We start from the raw sequence: 21,524 nt of genomic DNA, 5'->3' as shown, positions 1-21,524 counted from the left end.
CAAAATTAGAACGACCATATTAGAGGATCTTTGGAACGGAATTAAAATGTGATTAAAGAGATTAAAATGAGATTAGAAAATTGTTAAGGAGAGTTAATATGACAAAAAAACGCAAAATCGTTAAATGACGAAATTGCTCATACCTTTTATCAGTTACCGGATTGTTTTTCAGACGGAATAAAAGGAATCTGACTATTCTCCTTTCTGCATACTATAGAAATTTGGGAAGCGCATCTGCACTGTAGTTCCCTGATTCTCGTGTGAGCTTACGATCAGTTCACCGTGGTGCATTCTTACGATATTTCTTGCTAGTGGAAGCCCAATTCCATAACCTTCGTAGTTGTTTGTATTGGAGGCTCTGAAGAACGGATCGTAGATTTTATTCATTTCTACTTCAGGAATCCCGATACCATTGTCTTTTACAATGATGTAGACATCTGTATTGGTAGCTCCCAGAGAAACTTTCACCTGCTGAAAGTTAGAATATTTACAGCCGTTACTTATAATATTGGCTACTGCAAGATGGAGCAGCTGTTCATTCCCCTGCACTTTCAGTTTTTTCGGATTATCAGGAAGCATACTGATATCCAGATAGATATTATTTCGGGAATCAATTCTTCTGAGGGTTTCAATAACATCCCAAAGCAACTGATCAATTCTCACCTTGTCCATTTTCTGAATCTTTCCATCGAATCCGGTTTGGGCAATCATAAGTAAGGCTTTGATTTTTTTATCCAGCTTTTCGGCTTCATCCAGAATGATACCAAGAGTTTCTTTGTATTCGTCTGCTGTTCTGCTGATAGAAAGCGCTACATCAGCTTCACCCATAATGGATGTAAGAGGAGTTCTCAATTCGTGGGAAACATTTCCGATCAGGTGATTCTGAGTCTCAAAAGAAGTTTCAATACGGTTGAGCATATCATTGAATGTATCTACCAGTTCATTAAGCTCTTTGTTATCAGGCTGAGACTCCAGTCGTAAGTGAAGATTTTCAGAACTGATTTCCTTTACTTTTCCTGTAATTTTTAAGATAGGCCTGAATAAGGTTTTCGACAGATAAAAAGAAAAGATCATACTGAAAAACAGTGAAAGAACAATACAGGTAAGCAGTGTCCTTTTTAGAAAGCCAAGATAATAAATGACATAATGGTTTTTGGCAGAAGCAATAGCTATATAATCTTTATCATCATATCTGAAGCTTTGTCCTATATAATAGAATTCCTGGTCATTATAATTGGATTCCCCTTCCTTGATAATATTTTTAAAGAAATAATCAGGAATATGAACTTCCTGGGATATTTTTTTGAAATTGGAATCTCTGGGAACGGCAAAAACATAGTCTTTTTCCATCGGAAGTTCCTCATCATTTAAACTATTGAGAATATAGTTTTCCGGAAGGTCGAGATGATCTTTGCTTTTTTCGATCTGAACAATGGTTGCAGTCCTGATCTTCAGCAGTTCATAAAACCTTTGGTGTGAGAAATTAACAATAGAAAAATAAACCAACCCACTGAACAGCAAAATGATGGCGGTAAAAACCAACATCAAAAGCACCATCGTTTTGGTCTGATTTGTAATGACTTTATTAAACATTCATTATGTTTTTTTCAACACATACCCCATTCCTATAACGGTATGAATCAGTTTATTATCATCCTGGCTATCGAGCTTTTTCCTTAAATAGTTGACATATACATCCACCACATTGGTTCCCAGCTCATAATTTACGCCCCAGACTGCATCCAGAATTTCCGCTCTTGAAATTACTTTTTCCGGGTTATTCAGAAAATACAGCAGGAGTTTATATTCTGTGGAAGTAAGAGAAATATCTTCCCCACCACGGGTTACTTTCTTGGTATAATCATTCACCATCAGATCCGAAAACTGAAAAACATGTTCATTATCCGGCTCCGGTTCAGCAATTTCCTGCGGGCCGTTATTATTGCTTCTTCTTAGCAGAGACTTCACACGGGCCACCAATTCAATAAATTTAAAAGGTTTTACCAGATAATCATCACCACCGCTTTCCAGTCCGAGAACAATGTTCTCCGAAGTTCCCAACGCAGTCAGAAATAAAATAGGAACGCTCTGATTGGTTTTTCTTATTTCTTTGCACACATCCAGACCATTCATTTCTGGAAGCATAATATCTAAAATTACCAGATCGAAATCATTAGCCTGCACCAGCTGTACTCCTGTACGCCCGTCAAAAGCTACAGAAATTTCATACCCGTTTTCCTGAAGTCCCTTTTTAATAAAAGATACCACACTGGTTTCGTCTTCGATAAGAATAATTTTTTTCATAGATGAAATAAGGAGTTTCACAAAAATAGGGAAATTTTATTGGGATAGGCAAAAAGGGAAAGAAAGCAGAAGACAAACCCAGCCCTTCTTTTTTCAATAATAATTTTCAATGAATTGATTCTTCCTCTTATCCAAACTCTATAGAATAATATTACCTTTGCTTTTAATAGAGTGACGAAAAAAATAATTCAGGTTACATTGCACACAGTATGAACGACTTTTTAATAGGTATCGGTAAGAGATTAAAGGATATTAGAAAAAAGAATAATTTAACCATCAATGATCTGGCTTTCAAAGCGAATGTGAGTAACGGTCTTGTTTCCAGAATTGAAAACGGCAGAACCATCCCTTCACTTCCTGTTCTGTTGGATCTTATTCAGTCTCTTGAGATTGATGCCAGTTATTTTTTTGAAGGGGTTGAGAAAAAATCCAATGCCAAATTCATCTATGTTCCAAAAGAAAACCAGCAGGTTATAGAAAAAGAGGTAGAAGCTGAAGGATTCAAATATATGCATATCTTCAGCAAAAGTCTTCATTCTTTGGGATTTGAAGCGGTGTTGCTGACTCTTGAACCCAATTCTAAAAGGGAGAAGGTGATTACCGATGCCTGGGAATTTAAATATATTCTGAAAGGAGAAGTAAAATATGTGATTGATAATGAAGAAATCATTTTAAAAGAGGGAGATTCTCTTTATTTCAACGGTAAGTTTCCTCATGTTCCCGTAAGTATCAGCGATGAAAGCTGTGTGATGCTTGTTCTTTACTTTTATACCGCTTAATACCTTTTTTAACGCAAAATTTTTTACCGCTTTTGTCATTCTGACGAAGGAAGAATCTCTTATTTGCATTCAATAATTTGAGATTCTTCAACAATAACATCACCACCTTTGCATCCCTATAATATGGCATTATAATAAGTCAACTTTGCGTTTAAATAATCATCTTATTTTTATATAATCCTTCAATTTTTGATTTTCCAGCACATATAAAAGTTTACAAATATGCAACTTTTGTTTTCCCGTTTTCTTCCAAGATGAACGAAATATTAATTAAAACAGTCCTCATTTCTGGAAATTTCTATTTCTGTTATTTTCTAGAAAAATTTGCGAAAAGTATTGAAATAGTGAATTTAAACATTGTTTGAAACTATTTTCAAGGGTTATCACTCATGAGTTTAAAAGTAAAATAAGCGTAACAAACAGCGGTTATTTGTTAAACAATACTTAATACAAAATATTTATATATATTAAAATTATTAGCGTGATTTGCATAAAAAATTTAATATATGTAAAAATGAAAACAAAATTAGAGAAATTACTTACCCTTGTTTTTGTCTGTTTCATAGTCTTTGTTTCAGCACAAAAACAGTTAATTATAGGAACTGTTCTTGATGACAGCCAGCCTCTCCCCGGGGCAACAGTCAAAATAAAAGGCTTATCTAAAAATATAACGACTGATATTGAAGGAAAATTCACCATCAATGATATCAAAGAAGGCCAATACACTTTACAAATCAGCTATATAGGATATGAATCTTCAGATATCAATGTAGATCTTAAACCGGAACAAACGGTTGATTTGGGAATCATCAAACTTTCTCAGCCCCGAAAAAACATTGATGAAGTAGTAGTTACGGGGACTCTTAAAAATACGGAAGCAAGAGCTTTAAACCTTCAGAAAAATGCCATCAATATTACCAATGTTATTGCTTCTGACGGAATTGGAAAACTACCGGACAGAAATGCAGCAGAAACAGTACAGCGTGTACAGGGAGTTTCTATTGAAAGAGACCAGGGAGAAGGAAGATTTGTTTCCCTGAGAGGACTTCCGCCATTCTGGGCATCCACAACCATTAATGGAAACAGGCTTCCTACAGCTGAAGAAGAAACCACTTCCAGAGCTACGGCATTCGACTTCTTTCCTACGGAACTGATCTCGTATGTACATGTAAACAAATCTTTTACCCCGGATATTGAAGCTGACGGAATAGGCGGCGGTGTTAATTTTATCACCAAAACACCGCCTATGAAAACAGAATTCAAGGCAACTATCGGAAGCGGATATAATGCTAAAGCTGATAAAGGAGTTTATAACCTGGGGTTTTTATATGGAGGAAGAACGAAGGATAAAAAATTCGGCTATTTATTCAACTTTGCGCACTTCATAAGAAACTGGTCTACAGATAACTTTGAGGCGAGGAGAAGTGGTGATGAAGGGGTTTTCAGATTGGAACTTCGCGATTATAACGGAGTTCGAAAGACAACAGGAATCAATACCGCTTTTGAATATGTATTGTCTCCAAAAACAACCTTCTATTTAAAAGGAATGTATGGTACTTTATCGGACGATGAAACTCATTATAAACACAGAATCCGATTTGATAAATTCAGCAGTGCCAATAATACAGCAAGAGTGGAGCTTCAGAATATTCATAATTTACTGATAACGGAGCTTACTTCTGTTTCCCTGGGAGCAGTTCATCAATTAAACAAAGGAAAAATAGATTGGGATCTATCTTATTATGACAACAAATTCAAATATGGAAATATCCCTGATAAACAGAATAATTCTTACTATGTCATCAAGTATACCCAATCTGGTGTAGGCATCAATCCTGATTATATTTCAAATCACGGAAATGGACCAAGAGCTTACTGGAAAGCTGATGGAGGAAAATTAGATTATAAAAATCCGGATGCATTGTTTGGTTTTTACAGTGATCCGAACTTTAAAATGGACGCATCTCAGATGAGATTTACAGATCTTGAATTTTATAAGGTCTTTGTAGAGGAAAAGGATAAAATCGTAGCGGCTTTCAACCATGAGATCAATGCTTCTGATAAACTGACTTTAAAATATGGTTTTAAATACAGAGATAAGGAACGTAACGCAAAGTTCTCTGATATTTTCTACAACTGGAGCAGCGGAACAGCACCTCTTCTGTCTGATTATTCTCAATATATTACGACACAACCCAACGGCCCGAAATATTTAAGTGAAATGAGTGCCCACATCGGCAATACTTTTGGGCCTGTACTTTCAACCAATGGAATGAACCAGTTCTGGTATGATCATCAGGGAAATCTGAAAATCAATACTTCAGATTCAGAAGCGCTGGAATATAATAAAGCATTAGGAAGAAACTTTGATGTGTTCGAAAAACATGCAGACGCTTACGGGATGGCCACCTATAAACTGAATGATCAGATTACCATTTTAGGAGGAATCAGATTATCAAATACCAATACGAAAGTGAAGGGTTACAGCGTGAATGACGATGTACTGACTCCTGTAGAAAATACTAAAAACTATCTGGCTGTTCTTCCGATGATTCATTTGAAATATACATTAAACGATAAAGCTAACCTCCGTTTTGCTGCAACAAGAACCTTCTCAAGACCTAATTTTGGAGATCTGACTCCCGGAGGAACTTATATTGAAGCAGACAACGAGTTCAAAGGCGGAAACCCAAACCTTAATCCTACGTATTCTTTGAATTTTGACCTGATGGGAGAATATTATTTCTCAAACGTAGGGATTGTGAGTGGCGGCGTCTTCTATAAATCTATTACAGATCCTATTTTTCAGGATTCTTTTATCGGAAATTATAACGGAATTACCGGCGTACAATTTACAGCACCTAATAACGGAAAAGCAGCATGGCTAGGCGGTATTGAACTTGGAATTAACAAAAGGTTTGATTTCCTACCAGGTTTTTTACAGTACTTCGGAGTGCAGCTGAATGCCACTTTCATGACTTCAGAAATGGAAAAGCCAAGCGGAAGAACGGTAGCACTTCCTTATCAGGCAAAGGAATTATATAATGCCCAGCTTTTCTTTGAGAAAAAAGGATTCAACGCAAGACTTGCTTACAACTACAAAGGAAAATATGCCGTAGAATATGCTGAAGAGGATATCAATGACTCTTATTATGGTAAATACAGCAATCTGGACTTCGGAGGTTCTTACCAGTTTACGAAATACCTGACTTTGTATGCGGATGTGAACAATATTCTGAACAAACCTCTGATCTATCATTTCGGTAAAAATGAAGACCGTCCTGAACAGGTAGAATATTATGGAGTACGATTCAATCTTGGTGTAAAACTGAACTTCTAAATCATAATCATGGCCAGAACCATCAATAAAAAAACACTGGTAACACTGAAAGCCGCTTTTGCTGCTTTTGGTGTTTACTTCTGCATGTACGGCTTCAGAAAACCATTTACTGTAGCTTCTTTTGAGGGGCTCTCCTATTTCGGGGTAGATTATAAGATTCTGATTATCATCGCTCAGGCAGTGGGGTATTTTATCTCAAAATTCATCGGGATCAAATTTATTTCGGAACTGAAGCCTCAGAAAAGAATCACTTATCTGTTTACTTTCATTGGGATTGCAGAACTTGCGTTGTTAGGATTTGCAGCCGTTCCTGCTCCTTACAATATTTTATTTATGTTTATCAATGGTATTCCGCTGGGAATGATCTGGGGAATTGTTTTCTCTTATATTGAGGGACGCAAAACCACAGAAATCATCGGCCTGTTTTTATGTTCAAGCTTTGTGGTTTCTTCAGGATTTACAAAATCTGTAGGGAAATTTCTGATGGATACTTTTCCCATTTCAGAATTCTGGATGCCGTTTTCAGCCGGACTTATTTTTATCATCCCTTTACTGCTTTTCGGGCTGCTTTTAAATAAAATCCCAAGGCCCACGGAAGAAGATATTTTGCTTAAAAATAAGAGACAGCCGTTGAATGGTTCAGAAAGAAAAGCATTGATCCAAAAGTTTTTTATTCCGATCGTGTGTATTATCTTCTTATATATCAGTTTAACCGTTTTAAGAGATTTCAGAGATAATTTCAACCGTGAGATCTGGGACGGGCTGCACTTTACTTTTGACAGTTCTATTTTTACCCTGACGGAGATTCCGATTGCTGTAATGGTTCTTGTAATTTTAAGTTTTATGGTAAAAGTAAAAAACAATAAAAAAGCATTTGCCTACTATCATTATATTCTTTTTGTGGGAATTCTTACGGTAGGACTTTCTACTTATCTGTTTCAGCAGGGCACTTTATCTCCTTTTTTATGGATGACGATTTCCGGGTTCGGAATGTACATCTGCTATATTCCCTTTAACGGAATTTATTTTGACCGGATGATCGCCGCTTTTGAAATCAAAGGAAATGTAGGTTTTCTGATCTATATTGTAGATTCATTCGGATACCTGGGAAGTGTGCTGGTCCTGCTGTATAAAAACTTTGGTTCGGCTCAGACTTCGTGGTTACATTTTTATATCAACTTAAATTATATCATCACAATATCTGTTTTCGTTCTTTCGGTGATTGCTTTTCTGGCTTTCAGGAAAAAGTCAAAGCCGAAATCAAACTCAAACACTAATCAATTCATCAATTTCGATACGTCGAAAATTTTATAAATTATAGTACAATGACAACAAAATTTGATTTAATCGTTGTAGGAGGTGGAATTTTAGGAACATTCCATGCTTATCATGCGCTGAAGAAAAACCTTAAGGTAGCTTTACTGGAAAGAAATTCTGTTCCTCAAGGAGCTACAGTAAGGAATTTCGGACAAGTAGTGCCATCCGGAATGGATCTTAAATGGCAGAATTTCGGAAGAGAAAGCCTGGCAATATATAATGAACTTCGCACTCAGGCAGACCTTACCATCAGACAAAATGGTTCCATATATATCGCTTCAAACGATGAAGAACTTCAACTGATTGAAGAGCTTCATCAAATCAACAGAAATAATGATTATGAATCTGTTTTATTATCCAAAAACGACTGCATCAAGAAATATGATGGGCTTCGTTCTGATTATTGTAAAGGAGGTCTGTTTTTCCCACAGGAACTTTCCGTAGATTCTGCAGATATGATTGTAAAACTTCACAAGCTGCTTCAGGAAAAAATGGGATTGCAGATTTTCTATAATACAACGGTTCTTGAAACCAATGAAGATGATCAGAAATGTACAGCTGTAGCAGCAGACGGAACAGAATTTAATGCTTCTAAAATTATTATCTGCGGCGGACATGAGTTCAAAACTTTGTATCCTAAAGTGTTTAATGACAGCGATCTGGAAGTGAGTAAACTGCAGATGCTTCAAACCAAACCTCAGGGAATCTATTCGCTTCAGGGAAATATCCTTACAGGTCTTTCTGTAAGACGATATGAATCATTCAGTGAGTGCCCTTCTTTTCAGAAAATCAAGGATTTAGAAGACCCGAACTCATTTGAAAAGAAGTACGGAATTCACATATTATTCAAACAGGCACTTGACGGTTCTGTCATCATAGGAGATTCTCATGAATATGCAGATGCTAAAAATGCGGATGATCTTGGATATGATCTTAATATGGAGATTGATGAATTCATGATTCATGAGGCTAAAAAAATCATTGATCTTCCTACGTATGAAATTCAGAGACGATGGTTCGGAATTTATTCCCAGTGCAAAACAAAAGATATTTTTGAGCACAGCCCATCTGTCAATATTCATATTGTAACAGGTATCGGAGGAAAAGGAATGACGGGAAGCGGTGGCTTTTCTAAGTTTAATATTGAAAAAATTTACGCATAACATTTACATGAAAAATATAGAATTATTAGTTCTGGATATGGCCGGAACAACAATTGATGAGGATAATGTAGTCTACAAAACACTTACCAACGCTGTGAATGACTATGGCTATGTGGTAAGTCTGGAAAAAGTATTATCCAGCTGTGCCGGAATGGAAAAACTGGAAGCCATCACAAGCCTTTTAAAAGAAATTAATGGAAATGAAGAGGATGCTCCTGTTATTTTTGAGAATTTTTCTGACCAGCTTAAAGAATCCTATAAAACTCTTGAGGTAAAACCCATCAACGGAACAGAAGATTTCCTGCTCAGCATGAAGTCTCAAAATAAAAAGATCGTTTTGAATACAGGATATACATCCGAAATCGCTCATCAGCTTTTGAACAAGCTCAACTGGAAAGAAAGTATTCATTTTGATGCTTTGATTACAGCGGATGATGTTTCGGAAAGCCGACCAAGCCCTGAAATGATTCATCTTGCAATGAAGAAATTCAATATTACTGAAGCCAATAAGGTTTTAAAGGCAGGTGATTCTGTCATCGATATTGAAGAGGGCAAAAATGCAGGCTGCGGACTTACGGTAGCAGTTCTTTCAGGAGCCCAAAGCAAGGCAGAACTTGAAAAGGCAGCCCCGGATTATATTCTGAATACGATTTCAGAAGCTGAAGATATTCTTTAATCCATTTTTTCAGATTATTTTTAAATACTTCTTGACACAAATGTTTTCGTGGTTATCCATTGAAAATGTTTGTGTTTTTAACCACCCCTTCAAAAATTCAAAGAATTTTTGACACCCCTCCAGAGGATGGGAATATCGCACCTTTGATTGAATATTTGTCAAAATCGACAATTTTGGATGCTGTTGCAACTTCATATTCATAAAATTCTTGACATCAAATAAAGGTATTTCTTTTGTGACTTTTGTGGTTATTATTTAAGCTTTTTTGTGTGAACTTTTTAATTATCAATTAATTAATTTTTAGTTTACACATGTTTACAAATAGTAAACTAATTTTACAATAGTTAAAAATAAATTACTATTTGTAAACTTTTATACTTTCAAAAACCTATTTCCCAATGAAAACAAAACTATTCTCAATGGCTGTTGTAATGAGCTGTTTACTTGGAGCTCAGACTAAAAAAGTTCTTTTTATCGGTATTGACGGATGCCGTGCAGATGTGATGATGTCTACACCTACTCCTAATATTCAAAACCTTATCAGTCAGTCAATTTATTCTACTGACGGACTTTGCGCTGCCACTACCTGGAGCGGAAACGGATGGAGCACCATGCTTACCGGAGTATGGCATACCAAGCACAATGTTCAGGACAATAACTTTACCAATCCGAACTACATCAATTACCCTGACTTTTTAACAAGAGCAGAAACTTATAATCCTGCTCTAAGAACTATTTCTCTTGCTCACTGGTCACCCATCAACGACAAAATCATTCAAACCGCTGATGTAAAGACCAATCTGGCAACAGATCTCGCGGTAAAAAATGCGGCAATAACGGCTTTACAGAATGATAATCCAGATATTCTCTTCGTAGATTTTGATGATGTAGACCATGCGGGACATTCTTATGGATTCTCATCAACAGTTCCACAGTATGTATCTTCTATTAAGACAACGGATACTTATATCGGAGAAATTGTTGCTGCCATGAAAAACAGACCTTCTTACAACAACGAAGACTGGCTGGTAGTTCTTACCACAGACCACGGTGCTGTAGACAGTTCGCATGGAGGCGGAAATATTTCTGAAAGAAATATTTTTACGGTGTATTCCAATCCCGGATTTACTCCTCAGCAGATCAGCAAAACAGTACTGGAATCCAATAAAACATTCAATCAGCTGAATTTTCCTGCGGGAACTTATGCAAAACCGGTGAATCAGACTCCATTTAATTTTGGTACCAATCAGGATTTTACGATTGAATTTTGGGTAAAACCTAATGCTTCTTATTCCAGTGATCCGGTAATGATCAGTAATAAAAACTGGGCGAACGGGAAAAATAAAGGATTTGTTTTCTCAGGCTATTCAGGGCAAACTTTCAAGATGAATATTGGCGACGGCACCAACAGAATAGATCTTGTTGGCGGAAAAGTAGAAACCAATAAGTGGAAACATATTGCTGCCAGCTTTGACAGAGATGGGCTGGTAACTCTTTATGAAGATGGTGTTCCGGTAACTTTTGCTAAAATGAGCACCATCGGAAGTATTGATTCCGGACTTCCTTTAACCTTAAATCAGGATGGAACAAATACTTATGGAATAAACCTTGCGGCTTCCTATAAAGATGTGAGAATCTGGAAATCTGCTCTTCCTAACGATGTAATCGTGAATTGGGCTAATCAGGATATTACGTCCTCACACCCTTATTATTCTCAATTATTAGCCAATTGGAAATGTAATGGAACTTCAGGAAATACACTGACGGATTCAAGTCCAAATGCTAATAATATGGCTGTAACAGGTTCTCCTAGTTATAACACCAATAGCGTCAACAATTTCAAAGTTTATGATTATACTTCAACGACGAGAGAAACAGACCACTTCCCTACGGTATTGAACTGGCTTTGTATTCCGGTACAGGCTTCATGGGGAATAGATGGTGTTAACAGAATACCTGTATGTTCAAAAGAAATATTGGCAGCAAAAGAGACGAAAGTAACCACTGATGATTTTAAGATATATCCAAATCCAGTATCAACATTCATCGGTATTCAGTATTCATCTGAAGATAAGGAAATTAAAGCAGAAATTATCGATAGTAAAGGAGCTCTTGTTTCAGCATCACAACTGCAATCTTCAAGAGGATATTATGATGAAAAAATTAATATCGGAAATCTTCCGGCAGGAGTTTATTTTATTAAAATTAACGGAAGCAAAAAGTCACAGACCAAGACCTTCATCAAGAAATAAAACAGTAAAGCAATTAGATTTAAATTTTGATATTAGAACAAGGATATTCCTATCCGAGTTCTAATATTTTTTTTATTAAATATTCAGATGCAGTTCCATCTGCACATCTACACGGTCATATCCTGCATCCACAATAGGCACATGCTTAAAACCCAGCTTTTCATAAAGTTTTATTGCGGGAACCAGTACAGAATTTGTTTCCAGCACGATCTTTTCAGCATTCAGACTTTTTGCCAGCTCCACTAACGATGTTCCCAATAAATATCCTATTTTTTTTCCCTGAGCTTTAGGGCTTACCGCCATCTTTGATAACTCAAAAGTAAGAGGCTCATCTTCCGCTTTCACCAGCGCACAGGTTCCTACGGCTTCATTATTTAACAGTGCAAAAACAATATGTCCCCCTTTATTTAAAATCTGTTCTTCCGGATTATCCAGCAGCTTATAATCACTGGCTTCCATCACAAAAAATGTTTTGATCCATTCTTCATTCAAAGCTTTGAAAGCTTCTTTATACTGAGGTTCGTATACTACAATTTTTACTTCATTCTTACTATCATTCATCGCTATAAGGTTTATTAAATTTTGTTTTTTATCATTTTGCCCAGTTTCTCAAGGTCGCTTTCTACTCTATCTGTCCATTCCAATGCATAATTCAGACGCATACAGTTCTGATACTGATTATATTGTGAAAACATTCTTCCCGGGGCAAAGTTTACTTTCTGGCTTACTGCGATATCATAAAGATCTTCTGTACAGATTCTCTTATCCAGTTCCAGCCAGAGCATAAAACCGCCTTTTGGCTCTGAGATTTTGGTATTATCCGGAAAGTATTCAATCACCGATTTTTGAATCTGCAGGTAATTGGCATACAGCTTTTTTCTGAACATTCTCAGGTGATGATCATAACGTCCGTGGGCAAGGAAATCGGCAATCACATCTGAAAACAAAGACGGCCCGCTTACCGTCTGAACCAGTTTCTGACGGATAATTTTTTCTTTAAATTTTCCCGGGGCCACCCATCCTACTCTAAAGCCAGGTGCCAATGTTTTGGAAACCGAGCCTACCCACATCACAATTCCTGCTTCATCATAAAACTTACACGGTTTCGGTCTTCCCGCTCCGAAATAAATGTTTCCGTAGACATCATCTTCTACCAAAGGAACATTGTGCTCGGTGAGCATTTTAACCAGCTCTTTTTTGTTCTCATCAGGCATTTGAAATCCTAGCGGATTATTATAGTTCACCACAAAACAACATGCAGAGAGTTTCGGAATAACTTTTTTTAAAGCATCCAGATCCACTCCTGTAATGGGATGAGTAGGAATTTCTACCGCCTTCAATCCCAATAACTGAATAGCCTGAAGGATTCCAAAATATACAGGACTTTCCACCGCTACCGAATCTCCTGGTTGTGTCACAGCCATTAAGCAATTATAAACGGCATTCATCGCTCCGGAAGTAATGACAAGATCATCTTCTGTGATTTTCCCTTCCATGACCATTGACCATTTGGCGATTTCCCGACGCAGCACTTCGCTTCCCTGCACGGGTTCATAATTGGTCCCACTGTCGCTTTTCCTTTTCATTACATCAATCATACATTTCTTCATCTTAGCCACCGGAAGAAGACTTTTCCCCGGAATCCCAAGAGCAAACTGTGTGACATCCGTTCCTCCAATACTCCCGAATACTTTATCAATCAGATCCTGAGGTGTATTTTTTCCTTCTGAAACTTTTATCTGAGCCACGGAAGGCAGCGCCAGTTTTCGCTGGGAGGTCTGGCTTACATAGTATCCATATTTAGGACGTGATTCTACCAAAGAACGGCTTTCCAGCTCCATATAGGCCTGTTTTATGGTATTCAGGCTTACATTGTATAACTTCTGGGCACTTCTCAGTGAAGGCAGCCTGTCTCCAAACTGCAGGGTTTCATTTTTGATCTGCTCTGTGACAGAATTGGCTATTTTAAGGTACAGAACATCTTTAGACATAGAATCAGGGTTTTAAGTAAATGTACAATTTTATCCTGTTTTTATTCAGGATTCAACCAGCTGATCATACTGTTGATACTACTTCTTAATTGTTCCGGATCCTTGAAATTGGGCGTATTATTATTTTTGCAATATCGTTCAGCCCGGGAAAAAAAGTTTCTTTTTTCGGCTTCTGTCATTCTGTTTTTATCATAGATTTTAAAAGAAATTTCATTCTTTTCATTAATGATAAGACTGGCAAAAGCAATGACTTCCCTGCCATTTTTAGCCAAAAGAAAAGGAAGTCCGAAATTTTGGTCTGCTTTCTTCAAATTCTGTGTTTCCAGAAAAATGTTTTTCAGCACCAACATGTCTGATACATAAGCCTCAGCATATTGAAACTGTTTCTGATGTTGAGTGATTGTTTCCATATTTTCTTCTTTAGCTAAACAAAATTATGAAGGATTTAATTTTGGATACAGATACAGAACTATACAATATTATGGGTACAGAATATATTCTATTAACTGGAATTTGTTATGCGAACAGAAACAGTTCAACAGCCAGACCAGAAATTGATATAATAAGGAACTATATTTTTTGCTCTTTATATTCTTAAATCAGATTGTGCAATCTTTATCCCTTCCTTCAAAATACTGTGATATCAAATATCTGATAATGCTTGACTGCACAGAATTGCAAATATTTTTATCAATCATTTGTATCGCATTCTCTATATTTGCAAAAAATTTTAGACAACATGAGCTTCTTTGGAAGTAATATTAAGAAAATACGACAGGTTAAAGGATTAAGCCAAAAGGCTTTTGCAGACTTGTTTGATTTAAACAGAGGGGTTATAAGCTCTTATGAAGAAGGACGTGCAGAACCAAAAATCGAAACCATACTGAAAGTTGCGAATCACTTTAATCTTAATCTTGATAAATTTCTGACAGAAACCCTACAGGCTAGCCAATTGGGAAGTGCTTCAAACACTGATCAGCTTATGCTTTTCCCGGAATTTACCAATCAGAATGATAAGGAAACGCAAATAACAACAGAAAGTTCTAACCTGTCAATATTGCAAAAAATATTAGCATCTGTTGATTTGATCTATGAATTTACTACAGAAAAACATCTATTACCGCAATATCAATATGGAGATGTTGTATTTCTAAATAAATCCGGTCTGAATACAGAACCTATCAATAAATTATTGGAGTATACAAATGAGAATCTGCAATATATCTCTGATAATCAATCAACAAAAGGAAATATTCAGGAATATTATAAGATTGTAGGATATGTTTCCACAGCAGACAAGAATATTTTCACCAGTATTTTTGAAAGGCTGGAAAGACTGGAAAAGAAAGCCGGAAACGACCAGATATTATAGAGGCTATAAACAAAAATCCCTCCGTAATCAGATTACAGAGGGACTTGTACCCCAGACGGGACTTGAACCCGTACGTCCTTGCGGACACAGGATTTTAAGTCCTGCGTGTCTACCAGTTCCACCACCAGGGCATGGTGTGGGCAAAAAAAAAGATCCGAACCGAGGTTCCAACCTTTTGAATGACTCTTAAGAGCCTTTTCTCATAGTGCGGATGAAGGGACTCGAACCCCCACGCCTCACGGCACCAGATCCTAAGTCTGGCGTGGCTACCAATTACACCACATCCGCTGATTTACCGATCTGTTTTTACAAATTCGGACTATATTTCTTACAAATATAAGACTTTTATTTAAAGAACGCTCTCTATTAAAACAAAAAACCCTCCGTAAGATATTACAGAGGGTCTTGTACCCCAGACGGGACTTGAACCCGTACGTCCTTGCGGACACAGGATTTTAAGTCCTGCGTGTCTACCAGTTCCACCACCAGGGCATGGTGTGGAGCGAAAAACGGGATTCGAACCCGCGACCCCAACCTTGGCAAGGTTGTGCTCTACCAGCTGAGCTATTTTCGCATAGTGCGGATGAAGGGACTCGAACCCCCACGCCTCACGGCACCAGATCCTAAGTCTGGCGTGGCTACCAATTACACCACATCCGCTGGTTTTTTTATATTGTAAGTTTTAAAGAGCTTGCTTCGTTTTTGTGAGTGCAAATATAGGGCAATTTCCTTTACTACCAAACTTTTCAAGAAAAAAAATTAAAATTTCTACATTTTTTTTTCACGGCACCTTTTATTACATTTCATTTTCTTACTTTTACATCGTTAATATTTACGATATGGAATTACAAGGAACGGTAAAGAAACTTTTTGATGCTCAAACATTTGCGAGCGGGTTTCAAAAAAGAGAAATGGTTATTTTAACTCAAGAACAGTATCCACAGCCGATAAACATAGAATTTTTATCTGATAAAATCAGTTTATTAGATAACCTTAGAGAAGGAGAAAACGTAAAGGTAGGAATCAATATCAGAGGTAGAGAATGGGTTTCTCCTCAAGGTGAAACTAAATACTTCAACTCTATTACAGGGTGGAGAGTAGAGAAAGTTTCTGAGAATGCTTCAGAACCTACTCAGGCAATGTCTCAGCAATCTGCAGCTCCAGTTTCAAACGAAAATCCGTTTGCAGGAGATGATGATGATGATTTACCTTTTTAATTAAAGAATACAAGATCAAATATAAATCCTGCTTTTTGAAGTGGGATTTTTTTTCTAAGCATGGTTCGATTAGACGAAAACGAGATTTCATTTCCTGACCCTGAGCTGTATGATGGTCATGAAGGAGTGGTTGCTTTTGGAGGTGACTTGTCTGTAGAGCGTATCTGGTTTGCTTATCAACTTGGTATTTTCCCCTGGTACAATCCCGGAGAAGAAATTCTATGGTGGTGTCCGGATCCAAGATTTGTACTGTTTCCTGAAGAAATGAAGGTTTCAAAATCAATGAGAAAGATATTAAACAGGAATGTTTTTACTTTTTCAGAGAACAGGAATTTCAGGGAAGTGATCAGGAACTGTCAAAAGGCGAACCGAAAAGGCCAGTCCGGGACATGGCTTTCTGATGAGCTGATGCATACTTTTATTCAGCTTCATGAATATGGCCTGGCCAAAAGTATTGAAGTGTGGCAGGATGAAGAGCTTGTAGGTGGTTTTTACGGATTGCAGATTGGCGGTGTATTTTGTGGAGAAAGCATGTTTGCTAAAGTGAGCAATGCTTCCAAGGCAGGATTTATCCACTTTGTAGAGAGCAATAAAAACAATATCGAATTGATTGACTGTCAATCTCATACAGAGCATCTTGAAAGTCTGGGTGCTAAAATGATTCCTAAAAAAGAATTTCTAAAAATCTTACACGAAAATAATGAACGCGGATAAAGAAAAATGGGTTCTTCTGGTTATCCTGAGTATTATCTGGGGATCATCCTTTATTTTGATCAAAAAATCTCTCGAGCATTTTAATCCTTTTCAGGTAGGATCTTTAAGAGTTCTTATTGCCGGGATTATTTTACTTCCGATTGCCATTTCAAATTATAAACTTTTCCCCAAAAAACATCTGAAATGGTTAATTTTGGCCGCATTTACAGGAAATTTTATTCCGATGTTCCTTTTTCCAATCGCAGAAACTGAAGTCAGCAGCAGCATTGCGGGAATCATCAACTCTATGATGCCAATTTTTGTGATTATTGTAGGAGGATTGGTATGGAAGTTTGAAACGACAAAAAAACAAATCATAGGAACATTAATAAGTTTCACGGGAGTCTGCATTCTAGCATTTGGCGGCGGAGACGGCGGGGAATTGAAAATGATCCCAATCATGCTTTTATTATTGGCTACTTTATGCTATGCCCTGAGCACAACGACCGTCAAATCAAAGCTTATGGAGGTTTCTTCCACTGTTTTATCAGCTTTTGTTTTCTCTTTTGTCCTATTATTTCCTTCCATTATTGCATTGACGGGCACCGGATTCTTTTCGGAGTTCAGTTTTTCGAAAGATAATCTGATGGGCCTTATGTTTGTGAGCCTTTTATCGGTTTTTGGAACCGGGCTGGCAATGATGATGAATTACCGCTTGCTGAAAGTTTCCACCCCTCTTTTTGCATCTACGGTTACTTTAGTAATGCCTATTGTTGCTATTATATGGGGAATTTTGGATGGTGAGAAACTGACTTATTTACAATTTATAGGAGCAGGAATCATTATTGCCGGACTTCTGTTTTTAAGAACAAATACAAAAAAATAAAATCATATTATAAATTAAATTATATTTGACTGATTTAACTTATAACTATGAAAAAAATTCTACTTTGTGGCTCAATAGCCTTATTAACACTTTCTTGTTCTTCTTCTGACGATACTCCTTTTGACAACAGTGACCCTTCCAATCAAAGTGTAATTCTTCCTACAAGGATGACTATGGATGGTATTGTAATGAAAATCAATTACAGCGGAACCAAAATCATCAGCATGATTAACAATATTAATCATGGGCAAAGAATTGAATTCACTTATACTGATGATTATGTTACCGGTATTAAACATTACGAAAACAACGTTCTTGAAAGCGCAGCTGAATACAGCTATTCTAACGGACGTATGGCAACAGCGGTTACGAAGGAATATTCTACTACCGGTACCATACAGAACACGGTTACATTTACCTACACTTACACAAGTACTACAGAAATCAGTGTAAAAAGACAAACGAATTCAGGAACTGCCGGCTCTTCTACGATCAACAGTGTTTTTACGTACAGCAATGGAAATATGGTAAGCAATGTGGGTTCAGGAACAGGAACAGTCAATGGAAATACAGTTAATTACACAGAAAAAGAGACCTATACTTACACGGATAAAAACTATCCTTTTAAAAATGTAAAGGGCTTTGATAAAATCATATTCAATGGAAATGAAAGCAGTGACGGGGTAAGCATGTTATTTTCAAATATAAAAAACAGCTTAAGCACTTATAAAGGGCAGTTTACCAATACCACGGCCGGTGGAGGTACCGGAACCGGAACAACTTCTCATAAATATACCACTACATTTAATACCGCAGGTTATCCGTCTGTAGAAGACAGACAATTACTTGACATTAATGGAAACCCTCTAACAAGTGCTCCTGATAAATTCATCTACGAATACAACTATCAATAAAAAAAACCTGCATTTCTGCAGGTTTTTCTATTATTTTTTAGATTAATCTAATTCTTTTTCTTCACTTTAGTAGCCTTAACTTTTTTCACTTCATCTTTAATGAAAGGATATTTTTTCTGCATATCCTTAACTAAAGACGGATCAAGGTCTAATGCTTTCTGAAGTGATTCTGTTCCTTTATCCTGATCTTTCAGATTGAAAAAACAATTACTCAACTGATAAAACAGCTCAGCTCTGTGGTGCTTTTTTATGGCACTGTTCAAAACAGTTACCGCATCTTCGTACTCTCCTACCAACATCAAAACTTCTGAGTAGGCATACCAGTTGTAGAACCTTGTAGGTTCTGCATCTACGAGCTTTTTAAGACAGGAAAGGCTTTCTTCAAACTTTCCTGAATCGATGAATAGAAACGCTAATCTTTTTTGGTAATCAAGATTGTTTTCATTCAGCTGGGTAGCTTCTTTAGCATAATGTAATGCTTCAGACATTCCACCCATTTCTTCATAAAGATAAGACTGCTCCATCATTGCAAGATAAAACTGAGGGTCTTCTCTCAATGATTTCTGGAATGCGTTTAAAGCTAGAATAGGCTGTTTTAATGCCTTATTGCACAATCCGATCTTATAAAAAGTAAATGCTTTTGTGTATTCCAGTTCCAGCATTTCTTCATAAGTATCGATAGCTTTCTGGTATTGTCCCATGGCTTCATAACAGGCTGATTTATTGGCATACACTCCTACAGAGTTTGAGTTGATTGCCAACAAATAATCGTAGCCTCTTATGGCTTCATCATAATTTTTTCTGTTGAAATAGAATTGTCCGTATTCAAACCAAGCGGTTTCAGAATAAGGGAATTCATCTAAATATTCATTAAGAAAGGCTATAGCCTCCTCGCTCTTATTCAGGTCACTGAAACACACCATACAGTTTTCCAGCGAATATTCATCCGTTGGATCTTCTTTCAGTGCTTTTCTGTAATGTTTAAGGGCGTTAAAAGGATCTCCGAGATTCACATATTCATCCGCAATAAAGTTGTGGAGAAAGTTTTCTTCTTCCTCTAATGTCAAAGCTTTTTTACAAATTTCAATGGATTTTCTGGGATTTCCTAAGCTCGAATAATATTTGGCGTAACAAACCAAAAAGTCTGTGTTCTCCATAGAAGCACCTTTTAACTCGTTGATTAGTTCCTTCGCCATATTATACTCTTCCCACTCCAGAAGGATTTCAAGTCTTTTGATCTTAATATCCAACGAATTGGGATGAAGCTTTAGACCATAATTAACCGCCATATCAGCGTAATTAAAATCACCAAGCTCCAAATAATAAACGATGATGTCTTCTAACTCTTCGGTATCGAAGTAGAATTCGTCATTGTTTTCCATCATTTCCTCGAACTTTTTTACAAGTTCATTTCCAAAATACTCTTCCAATAGTGTCCTCTTTGTCGGCCTGATGTCTGAATTTGCTTACAAACCTCGGCAAACGGTTAGTTAATAATACATCTGAAACTGATATTCAAATATTTATGCAAAGTTGCAACTTTTTTTTGAATTTTCCATTTCATAAATTTCTATTATAAAAATAGTAAAAAAAGAAAACCGATAAAAGGATTGTGGATAAAAAAATGGAAATTGGGGTTAAATTCTTATCACCAGCCGTTTTCCGCTTTGTATCTCCGCATTCCATGAGGCTTCGATATTTTTAATATCAACCTCTTTTGTTTCCATTTTAATTTTTCCTTCTACGGCTGCCTGATACATTTCCGGAATGATTTCTGAAAACAAAAGTGCTGATTCTTCTTTCGTCCAGCTTCCCAATCCTGATCCTGAAATCTGAATATCAGTTCCTCTGAGAATTTGTGAAGAAAGCTGAATCGTATCTCCGCTCATTCCGCCTATTGTTACCAGTTTTGTTTTATGGGAAAAAGTTCCGTCTCCTTTAAAGGCGGACAATATCATTTCTACAGAATGGCCCCAGATATAATCCAATACAATATCTATAGGCATCTGGTTGTGAATTTCTTTTATCTTTTGTTTAAAATCATGATCATCCAGCTTGAGTGAAATCACCTCATCAGCGCCCAACTCAAGCAAAGACTGCAGAGATTCTTCATTTCTACCGGTAACGATAACTCTCCCCGCTCCATATAGTCTGGCAATCTGAACTGCAATTCTACCTGTGATTCCTGTTGCTCCATTAATGAGGACTGTATTACCCTGTTGCATTCCAGCCTTAAATTTCAAGGCCATCGCTGATCCCATAACGGCGTTTGGTAATGCAGCCGCTAAAGAAAAATCAAGTTCTTCAGGAATCGGAATGATCATTTTTTTATCTGCTGCGGCTTTTTCGGATACCGTTCCTTTTTTGCTGAAAAAATAGACTTTATTTCCGTTTTCAAGATATCCTGCTCCATCTGTTCCAATAACAGCTGGCTGATGTTCCTGGTTTTCTGTTGAATAGTGATTTCCTCCCGCTCTGGCTCTGTCGAGATTTTTAATGGAGGCTGCTTTTACTGAAACCAAAATTTCATTTTCCTGTACTTCAGGCTCCGGGAAATCTGCGTATTGAGGGATACTTCCTTTTTCAAATACTACTGCTGCTTTCATTCTTTTAATTTTTA

18 protein-coding genes and 5 tRNA genes are annotated in these 21,524 nt (G+C 36.9%); 11 read left to right on the top strand and 12 right to left on the bottom strand.

All coding sequences use genetic code 11. From position 1 onward, the window contains the following. Nucleotides 1-192: 192 nt before the first annotated feature. Both SFA27_RS00330 and SFA27_RS00325 read right to left on the bottom strand, forming a co-directional pair. Nucleotides 193-1,593, bottom strand: a complete 1,401-nt coding sequence (locus SFA27_RS00330) for a HAMP domain-containing sensor histidine kinase (RefSeq protein WP_047377978.1) — start codon at nucleotides 1,591-1,593, stop codon at nucleotides 193-195. Between the two features lie 3 nt (nucleotides 1,594-1,596). Continuing rightward, on the bottom strand, nucleotides 1,597-2,304 hold the full coding sequence (locus SFA27_RS00325; RefSeq protein WP_264519374.1) for a response regulator transcription factor: 708 nt from the start codon (nucleotides 2,302-2,304) through the stop codon (nucleotides 1,597-1,599). A gap of 209 nt (nucleotides 2,305-2,513) precedes the next feature. Between SFA27_RS00325 and SFA27_RS00320 the strand changes: the two genes are divergently transcribed. The 6 genes from SFA27_RS00320 to SFA27_RS00295 all read left to right on the top strand — a co-directional run bounded on the left by SFA27_RS00320 (nucleotide 2,514) and on the right by SFA27_RS00295 (nucleotide 11,831). Further along, a complete protein-coding gene (locus tag SFA27_RS00320; protein ID WP_149389149.1) occupies nucleotides 2,514-3,083 on the top strand; it encodes a helix-turn-helix domain-containing protein in 570 nt (189 codons plus the stop codon). A gap of 514 nt (nucleotides 3,084-3,597) precedes the next feature. Continuing rightward, nucleotides 3,598-6,423, top strand: a complete 2,826-nt coding sequence (locus SFA27_RS00315; RefSeq protein ID WP_407295373.1) for a TonB-dependent receptor — start codon at nucleotides 3,598-3,600, stop codon at nucleotides 6,421-6,423. 9 nt (nucleotides 6,424-6,432) lie between these two features. Next, complete coding sequence (locus tag SFA27_RS00310) at nucleotides 6,433-7,737, top strand: DUF5690 family protein (protein WP_407295370.1); 1,305 nt, start codon at nucleotides 6,433-6,435, stop codon at nucleotides 7,735-7,737. 11 nt (nucleotides 7,738-7,748) lie between these two features. Continuing rightward, complete coding sequence (locus SFA27_RS00305; protein WP_407295368.1) at nucleotides 7,749-8,903, top strand: TIGR03364 family FAD-dependent oxidoreductase; 1,155 nt, start codon at nucleotides 7,749-7,751, stop codon at nucleotides 8,901-8,903. Between the two features lie 7 nt (nucleotides 8,904-8,910). After that, complete coding sequence (locus SFA27_RS00300; RefSeq protein WP_407295366.1) at nucleotides 8,911-9,579, top strand: HAD-IA family hydrolase; 669 nt, start codon at nucleotides 8,911-8,913, stop codon at nucleotides 9,577-9,579. Between the two features lie 398 nt (nucleotides 9,580-9,977). Further along, on the top strand, nucleotides 9,978-11,831 hold the full coding sequence (locus SFA27_RS00295) for an alkaline phosphatase family protein (RefSeq protein WP_407295363.1): 1,854 nt from the start codon (nucleotides 9,978-9,980) through the stop codon (nucleotides 11,829-11,831). Between the two features lie 75 nt (nucleotides 11,832-11,906). Here SFA27_RS00295 and SFA27_RS00290 read toward each other — a convergent pair whose 3' ends face one another. The 3 genes from SFA27_RS00290 to SFA27_RS00280 are packed head-to-tail and all read right to left on the bottom strand — an operon-like array spanning nucleotide 11,907 to nucleotide 14,232. Then, nucleotides 11,907-12,392, bottom strand: coding sequence for a GNAT family N-acetyltransferase (locus SFA27_RS00290; protein WP_407295361.1), 486 nt, complete (start codon nucleotides 12,390-12,392; stop codon nucleotides 11,907-11,909). 14 nt (nucleotides 12,393-12,406) lie between these two features. Further along, entirely contained in the window at nucleotides 12,407-13,822 is a 1,416-nt protein-coding gene (locus SFA27_RS00285) for a PLP-dependent aminotransferase family protein (protein ID WP_407295358.1), read from the bottom strand. Nucleotides 13,823-13,863: 41 nt separating this feature from the next. Continuing rightward, nucleotides 13,864-14,232, bottom strand: coding sequence for a hypothetical protein (locus SFA27_RS00280; protein ID WP_047377969.1), 369 nt, complete (start codon nucleotides 14,230-14,232; stop codon nucleotides 13,864-13,866). A gap of 329 nt (nucleotides 14,233-14,561) precedes the next feature. Between SFA27_RS00280 and SFA27_RS00275 the strand changes: the two genes are divergently transcribed. Then, nucleotides 14,562-15,194: a helix-turn-helix domain-containing protein gene (locus tag SFA27_RS00275; RefSeq protein WP_407295355.1), complete on the top strand. Its 633-nt coding sequence runs from the start codon at nucleotides 14,562-14,564 to the stop codon at nucleotides 15,192-15,194. Between the two features lie 47 nt (nucleotides 15,195-15,241). On the opposite strand, the gene SFA27_RS00270 is transcribed toward SFA27_RS00275, so the two are convergent. The 5 genes from SFA27_RS00270 to SFA27_RS00250 form a co-directional block, all read right to left on the bottom strand. After that, nucleotides 15,242-15,325, bottom strand: a tRNA-Leu gene (locus SFA27_RS00270). Nucleotides 15,326-15,400: 75 nt separating this feature from the next. Next, nucleotides 15,401-15,482 (bottom strand) — tRNA-Leu (locus tag SFA27_RS00265). 120 nt (nucleotides 15,483-15,602) lie between these two features. Beyond that, nucleotides 15,603-15,686: transfer RNA gene (locus tag SFA27_RS00260), tRNA-Leu, on the bottom strand. A 6-nt stretch (nucleotides 15,687-15,692) separates the two neighbouring features. Next, nucleotides 15,693-15,768 (bottom strand) — tRNA-Gly (locus tag SFA27_RS00255). 4 nt (nucleotides 15,769-15,772) lie between these two features. Beyond that, nucleotides 15,773-15,854: transfer RNA gene (locus SFA27_RS00250), tRNA-Leu, on the bottom strand. Nucleotides 15,855-16,033: 179 nt separating this feature from the next. Between SFA27_RS00250 and SFA27_RS00245 the strand changes: the two genes are divergently transcribed. The 4 genes from SFA27_RS00245 to SFA27_RS00230 are packed head-to-tail and all read left to right on the top strand — an operon-like array spanning nucleotide 16,034 to nucleotide 18,904. Then, nucleotides 16,034-16,411, top strand: coding sequence for a DUF3127 domain-containing protein (locus SFA27_RS00245; protein ID WP_047377967.1), 378 nt, complete (start codon nucleotides 16,034-16,036; stop codon nucleotides 16,409-16,411). Nucleotides 16,412-16,471: 60 nt separating this feature from the next. Continuing rightward, entirely contained in the window at nucleotides 16,472-17,125 is a 654-nt protein-coding gene (gene aat, locus SFA27_RS00240) for a leucyl/phenylalanyl-tRNA--protein transferase (protein ID WP_407295352.1), read from the top strand. Continuing rightward, nucleotides 17,112-17,990 (top strand): DMT family transporter, encoded by an 879-nt coding sequence (locus SFA27_RS00235; RefSeq protein ID WP_047377965.1) that lies wholly within the window; start codon nucleotides 17,112-17,114, stop codon nucleotides 17,988-17,990. Before aat ends, SFA27_RS00235 begins: the two co-directional genes overlap by 14 nt. 47 nt (nucleotides 17,991-18,037) lie before the next feature. Continuing rightward, nucleotides 18,038-18,904: a hypothetical protein gene (locus tag SFA27_RS00230; protein WP_407295349.1), complete on the top strand. Its 867-nt coding sequence runs from the start codon at nucleotides 18,038-18,040 to the stop codon at nucleotides 18,902-18,904. A gap of 47 nt (nucleotides 18,905-18,951) precedes the next feature. On the opposite strand, the gene SFA27_RS00225 is transcribed toward SFA27_RS00230, so the two are convergent. Both SFA27_RS00225 and SFA27_RS00220 read right to left on the bottom strand, forming a co-directional pair. Continuing rightward, nucleotides 18,952-20,334 carry a tetratricopeptide repeat protein gene (locus SFA27_RS00225; RefSeq protein ID WP_407295346.1) on the bottom strand — a complete coding sequence of 461 codons (1,383 nt, stop codon included), beginning with the start codon at nucleotides 20,332-20,334 and terminating at the stop codon, nucleotides 18,952-18,954. Between the two features lie 207 nt (nucleotides 20,335-20,541). Next, nucleotides 20,542-21,510, bottom strand: coding sequence for a zinc-binding alcohol dehydrogenase family protein (locus tag SFA27_RS00220; protein WP_407295342.1), 969 nt, complete (start codon nucleotides 21,508-21,510; stop codon nucleotides 20,542-20,544). Between the last annotated feature and the right edge of the window lie 14 nt (nucleotides 21,511-21,524).

It is taken from the genome of Chryseobacterium sp. HR92 (assembly GCF_045689405.1).
Lineage (GTDB): Bacteria > Bacteroidota > Bacteroidia > Flavobacteriales > Weeksellaceae > Chryseobacterium > Chryseobacterium viscerum_A.
This window is presented reverse-complemented; position numbering and strand designations above follow the sequence as displayed.

Excerpts from the sequence above, each read along its gene's own strand:
- SFA27_RS00310 (WP_407295370.1), top strand. The coding sequence starts at position 6,433 with ATGGCCAGAACCATCAATAAAAAAACACTGGTAACACTGAAAGCCGCT.
- SFA27_RS00330 (WP_047377978.1), bottom strand. The coding sequence starts at position 1,593 with ATGTTTAATAAAGTCATTACAAATCAGACCAAAACGATGGTGCTTTTG.
- SFA27_RS00235 (WP_047377965.1), top strand. The coding sequence starts at position 17,112 with ATGAACGCGGATAAAGAAAAATGGGTTCTTCTGGTTATCCTGAGTATT.
- SFA27_RS00325 (WP_264519374.1), bottom strand. The coding sequence starts at position 2,304 with ATGAAAAAAATTATTCTTATCGAAGACGAAACCAGTGTGGTATCTTTT.
- SFA27_RS00230 (WP_407295349.1), top strand. The coding sequence starts at position 18,038 with ATGAAAAAAATTCTACTTTGTGGCTCAATAGCCTTATTAACACTTTCT.
- SFA27_RS00245 (WP_047377967.1), top strand. The coding sequence starts at position 16,034 with ATGGAATTACAAGGAACGGTAAAGAAACTTTTTGATGCTCAAACATTT.
- SFA27_RS00220 (WP_407295342.1), bottom strand. The coding sequence starts at position 21,510 with ATGAAAGCAGCAGTAGTATTTGAAAAAGGAAGTATCCCTCAATACGCA.
- SFA27_RS00295 (WP_407295363.1), top strand. The coding sequence starts at position 9,978 with ATGAAAACAAAACTATTCTCAATGGCTGTTGTAATGAGCTGTTTACTT.
- SFA27_RS00315 (WP_407295373.1), top strand. The coding sequence starts at position 3,598 with ATGAAAACAAAATTAGAGAAATTACTTACCCTTGTTTTTGTCTGTTTC.
- SFA27_RS00300 (WP_407295366.1), top strand. The coding sequence starts at position 8,911 with ATGAAAAATATAGAATTATTAGTTCTGGATATGGCCGGAACAACAATT.
- SFA27_RS00305 (WP_407295368.1), top strand. The coding sequence starts at position 7,749 with ATGACAACAAAATTTGATTTAATCGTTGTAGGAGGTGGAATTTTAGGA.
- SFA27_RS00275 (WP_407295355.1), top strand. The coding sequence starts at position 14,562 with ATGAGCTTCTTTGGAAGTAATATTAAGAAAATACGACAGGTTAAAGGA.
- SFA27_RS00290 (WP_407295361.1), bottom strand. The coding sequence starts at position 12,392 with ATGAATGATAGTAAGAATGAAGTAAAAATTGTAGTATACGAACCTCAG.
- aat (WP_407295352.1), top strand. The coding sequence starts at position 16,472 with ATGGTTCGATTAGACGAAAACGAGATTTCATTTCCTGACCCTGAGCTG.
- SFA27_RS00285 (WP_407295358.1), bottom strand. The coding sequence starts at position 13,822 with ATGTCTAAAGATGTTCTGTACCTTAAAATAGCCAATTCTGTCACAGAG.
- SFA27_RS00280 (WP_047377969.1), bottom strand. The coding sequence starts at position 14,232 with ATGGAAACAATCACTCAACATCAGAAACAGTTTCAATATGCTGAGGCT.
- SFA27_RS00320 (WP_149389149.1), top strand. The coding sequence starts at position 2,514 with ATGAACGACTTTTTAATAGGTATCGGTAAGAGATTAAAGGATATTAGA.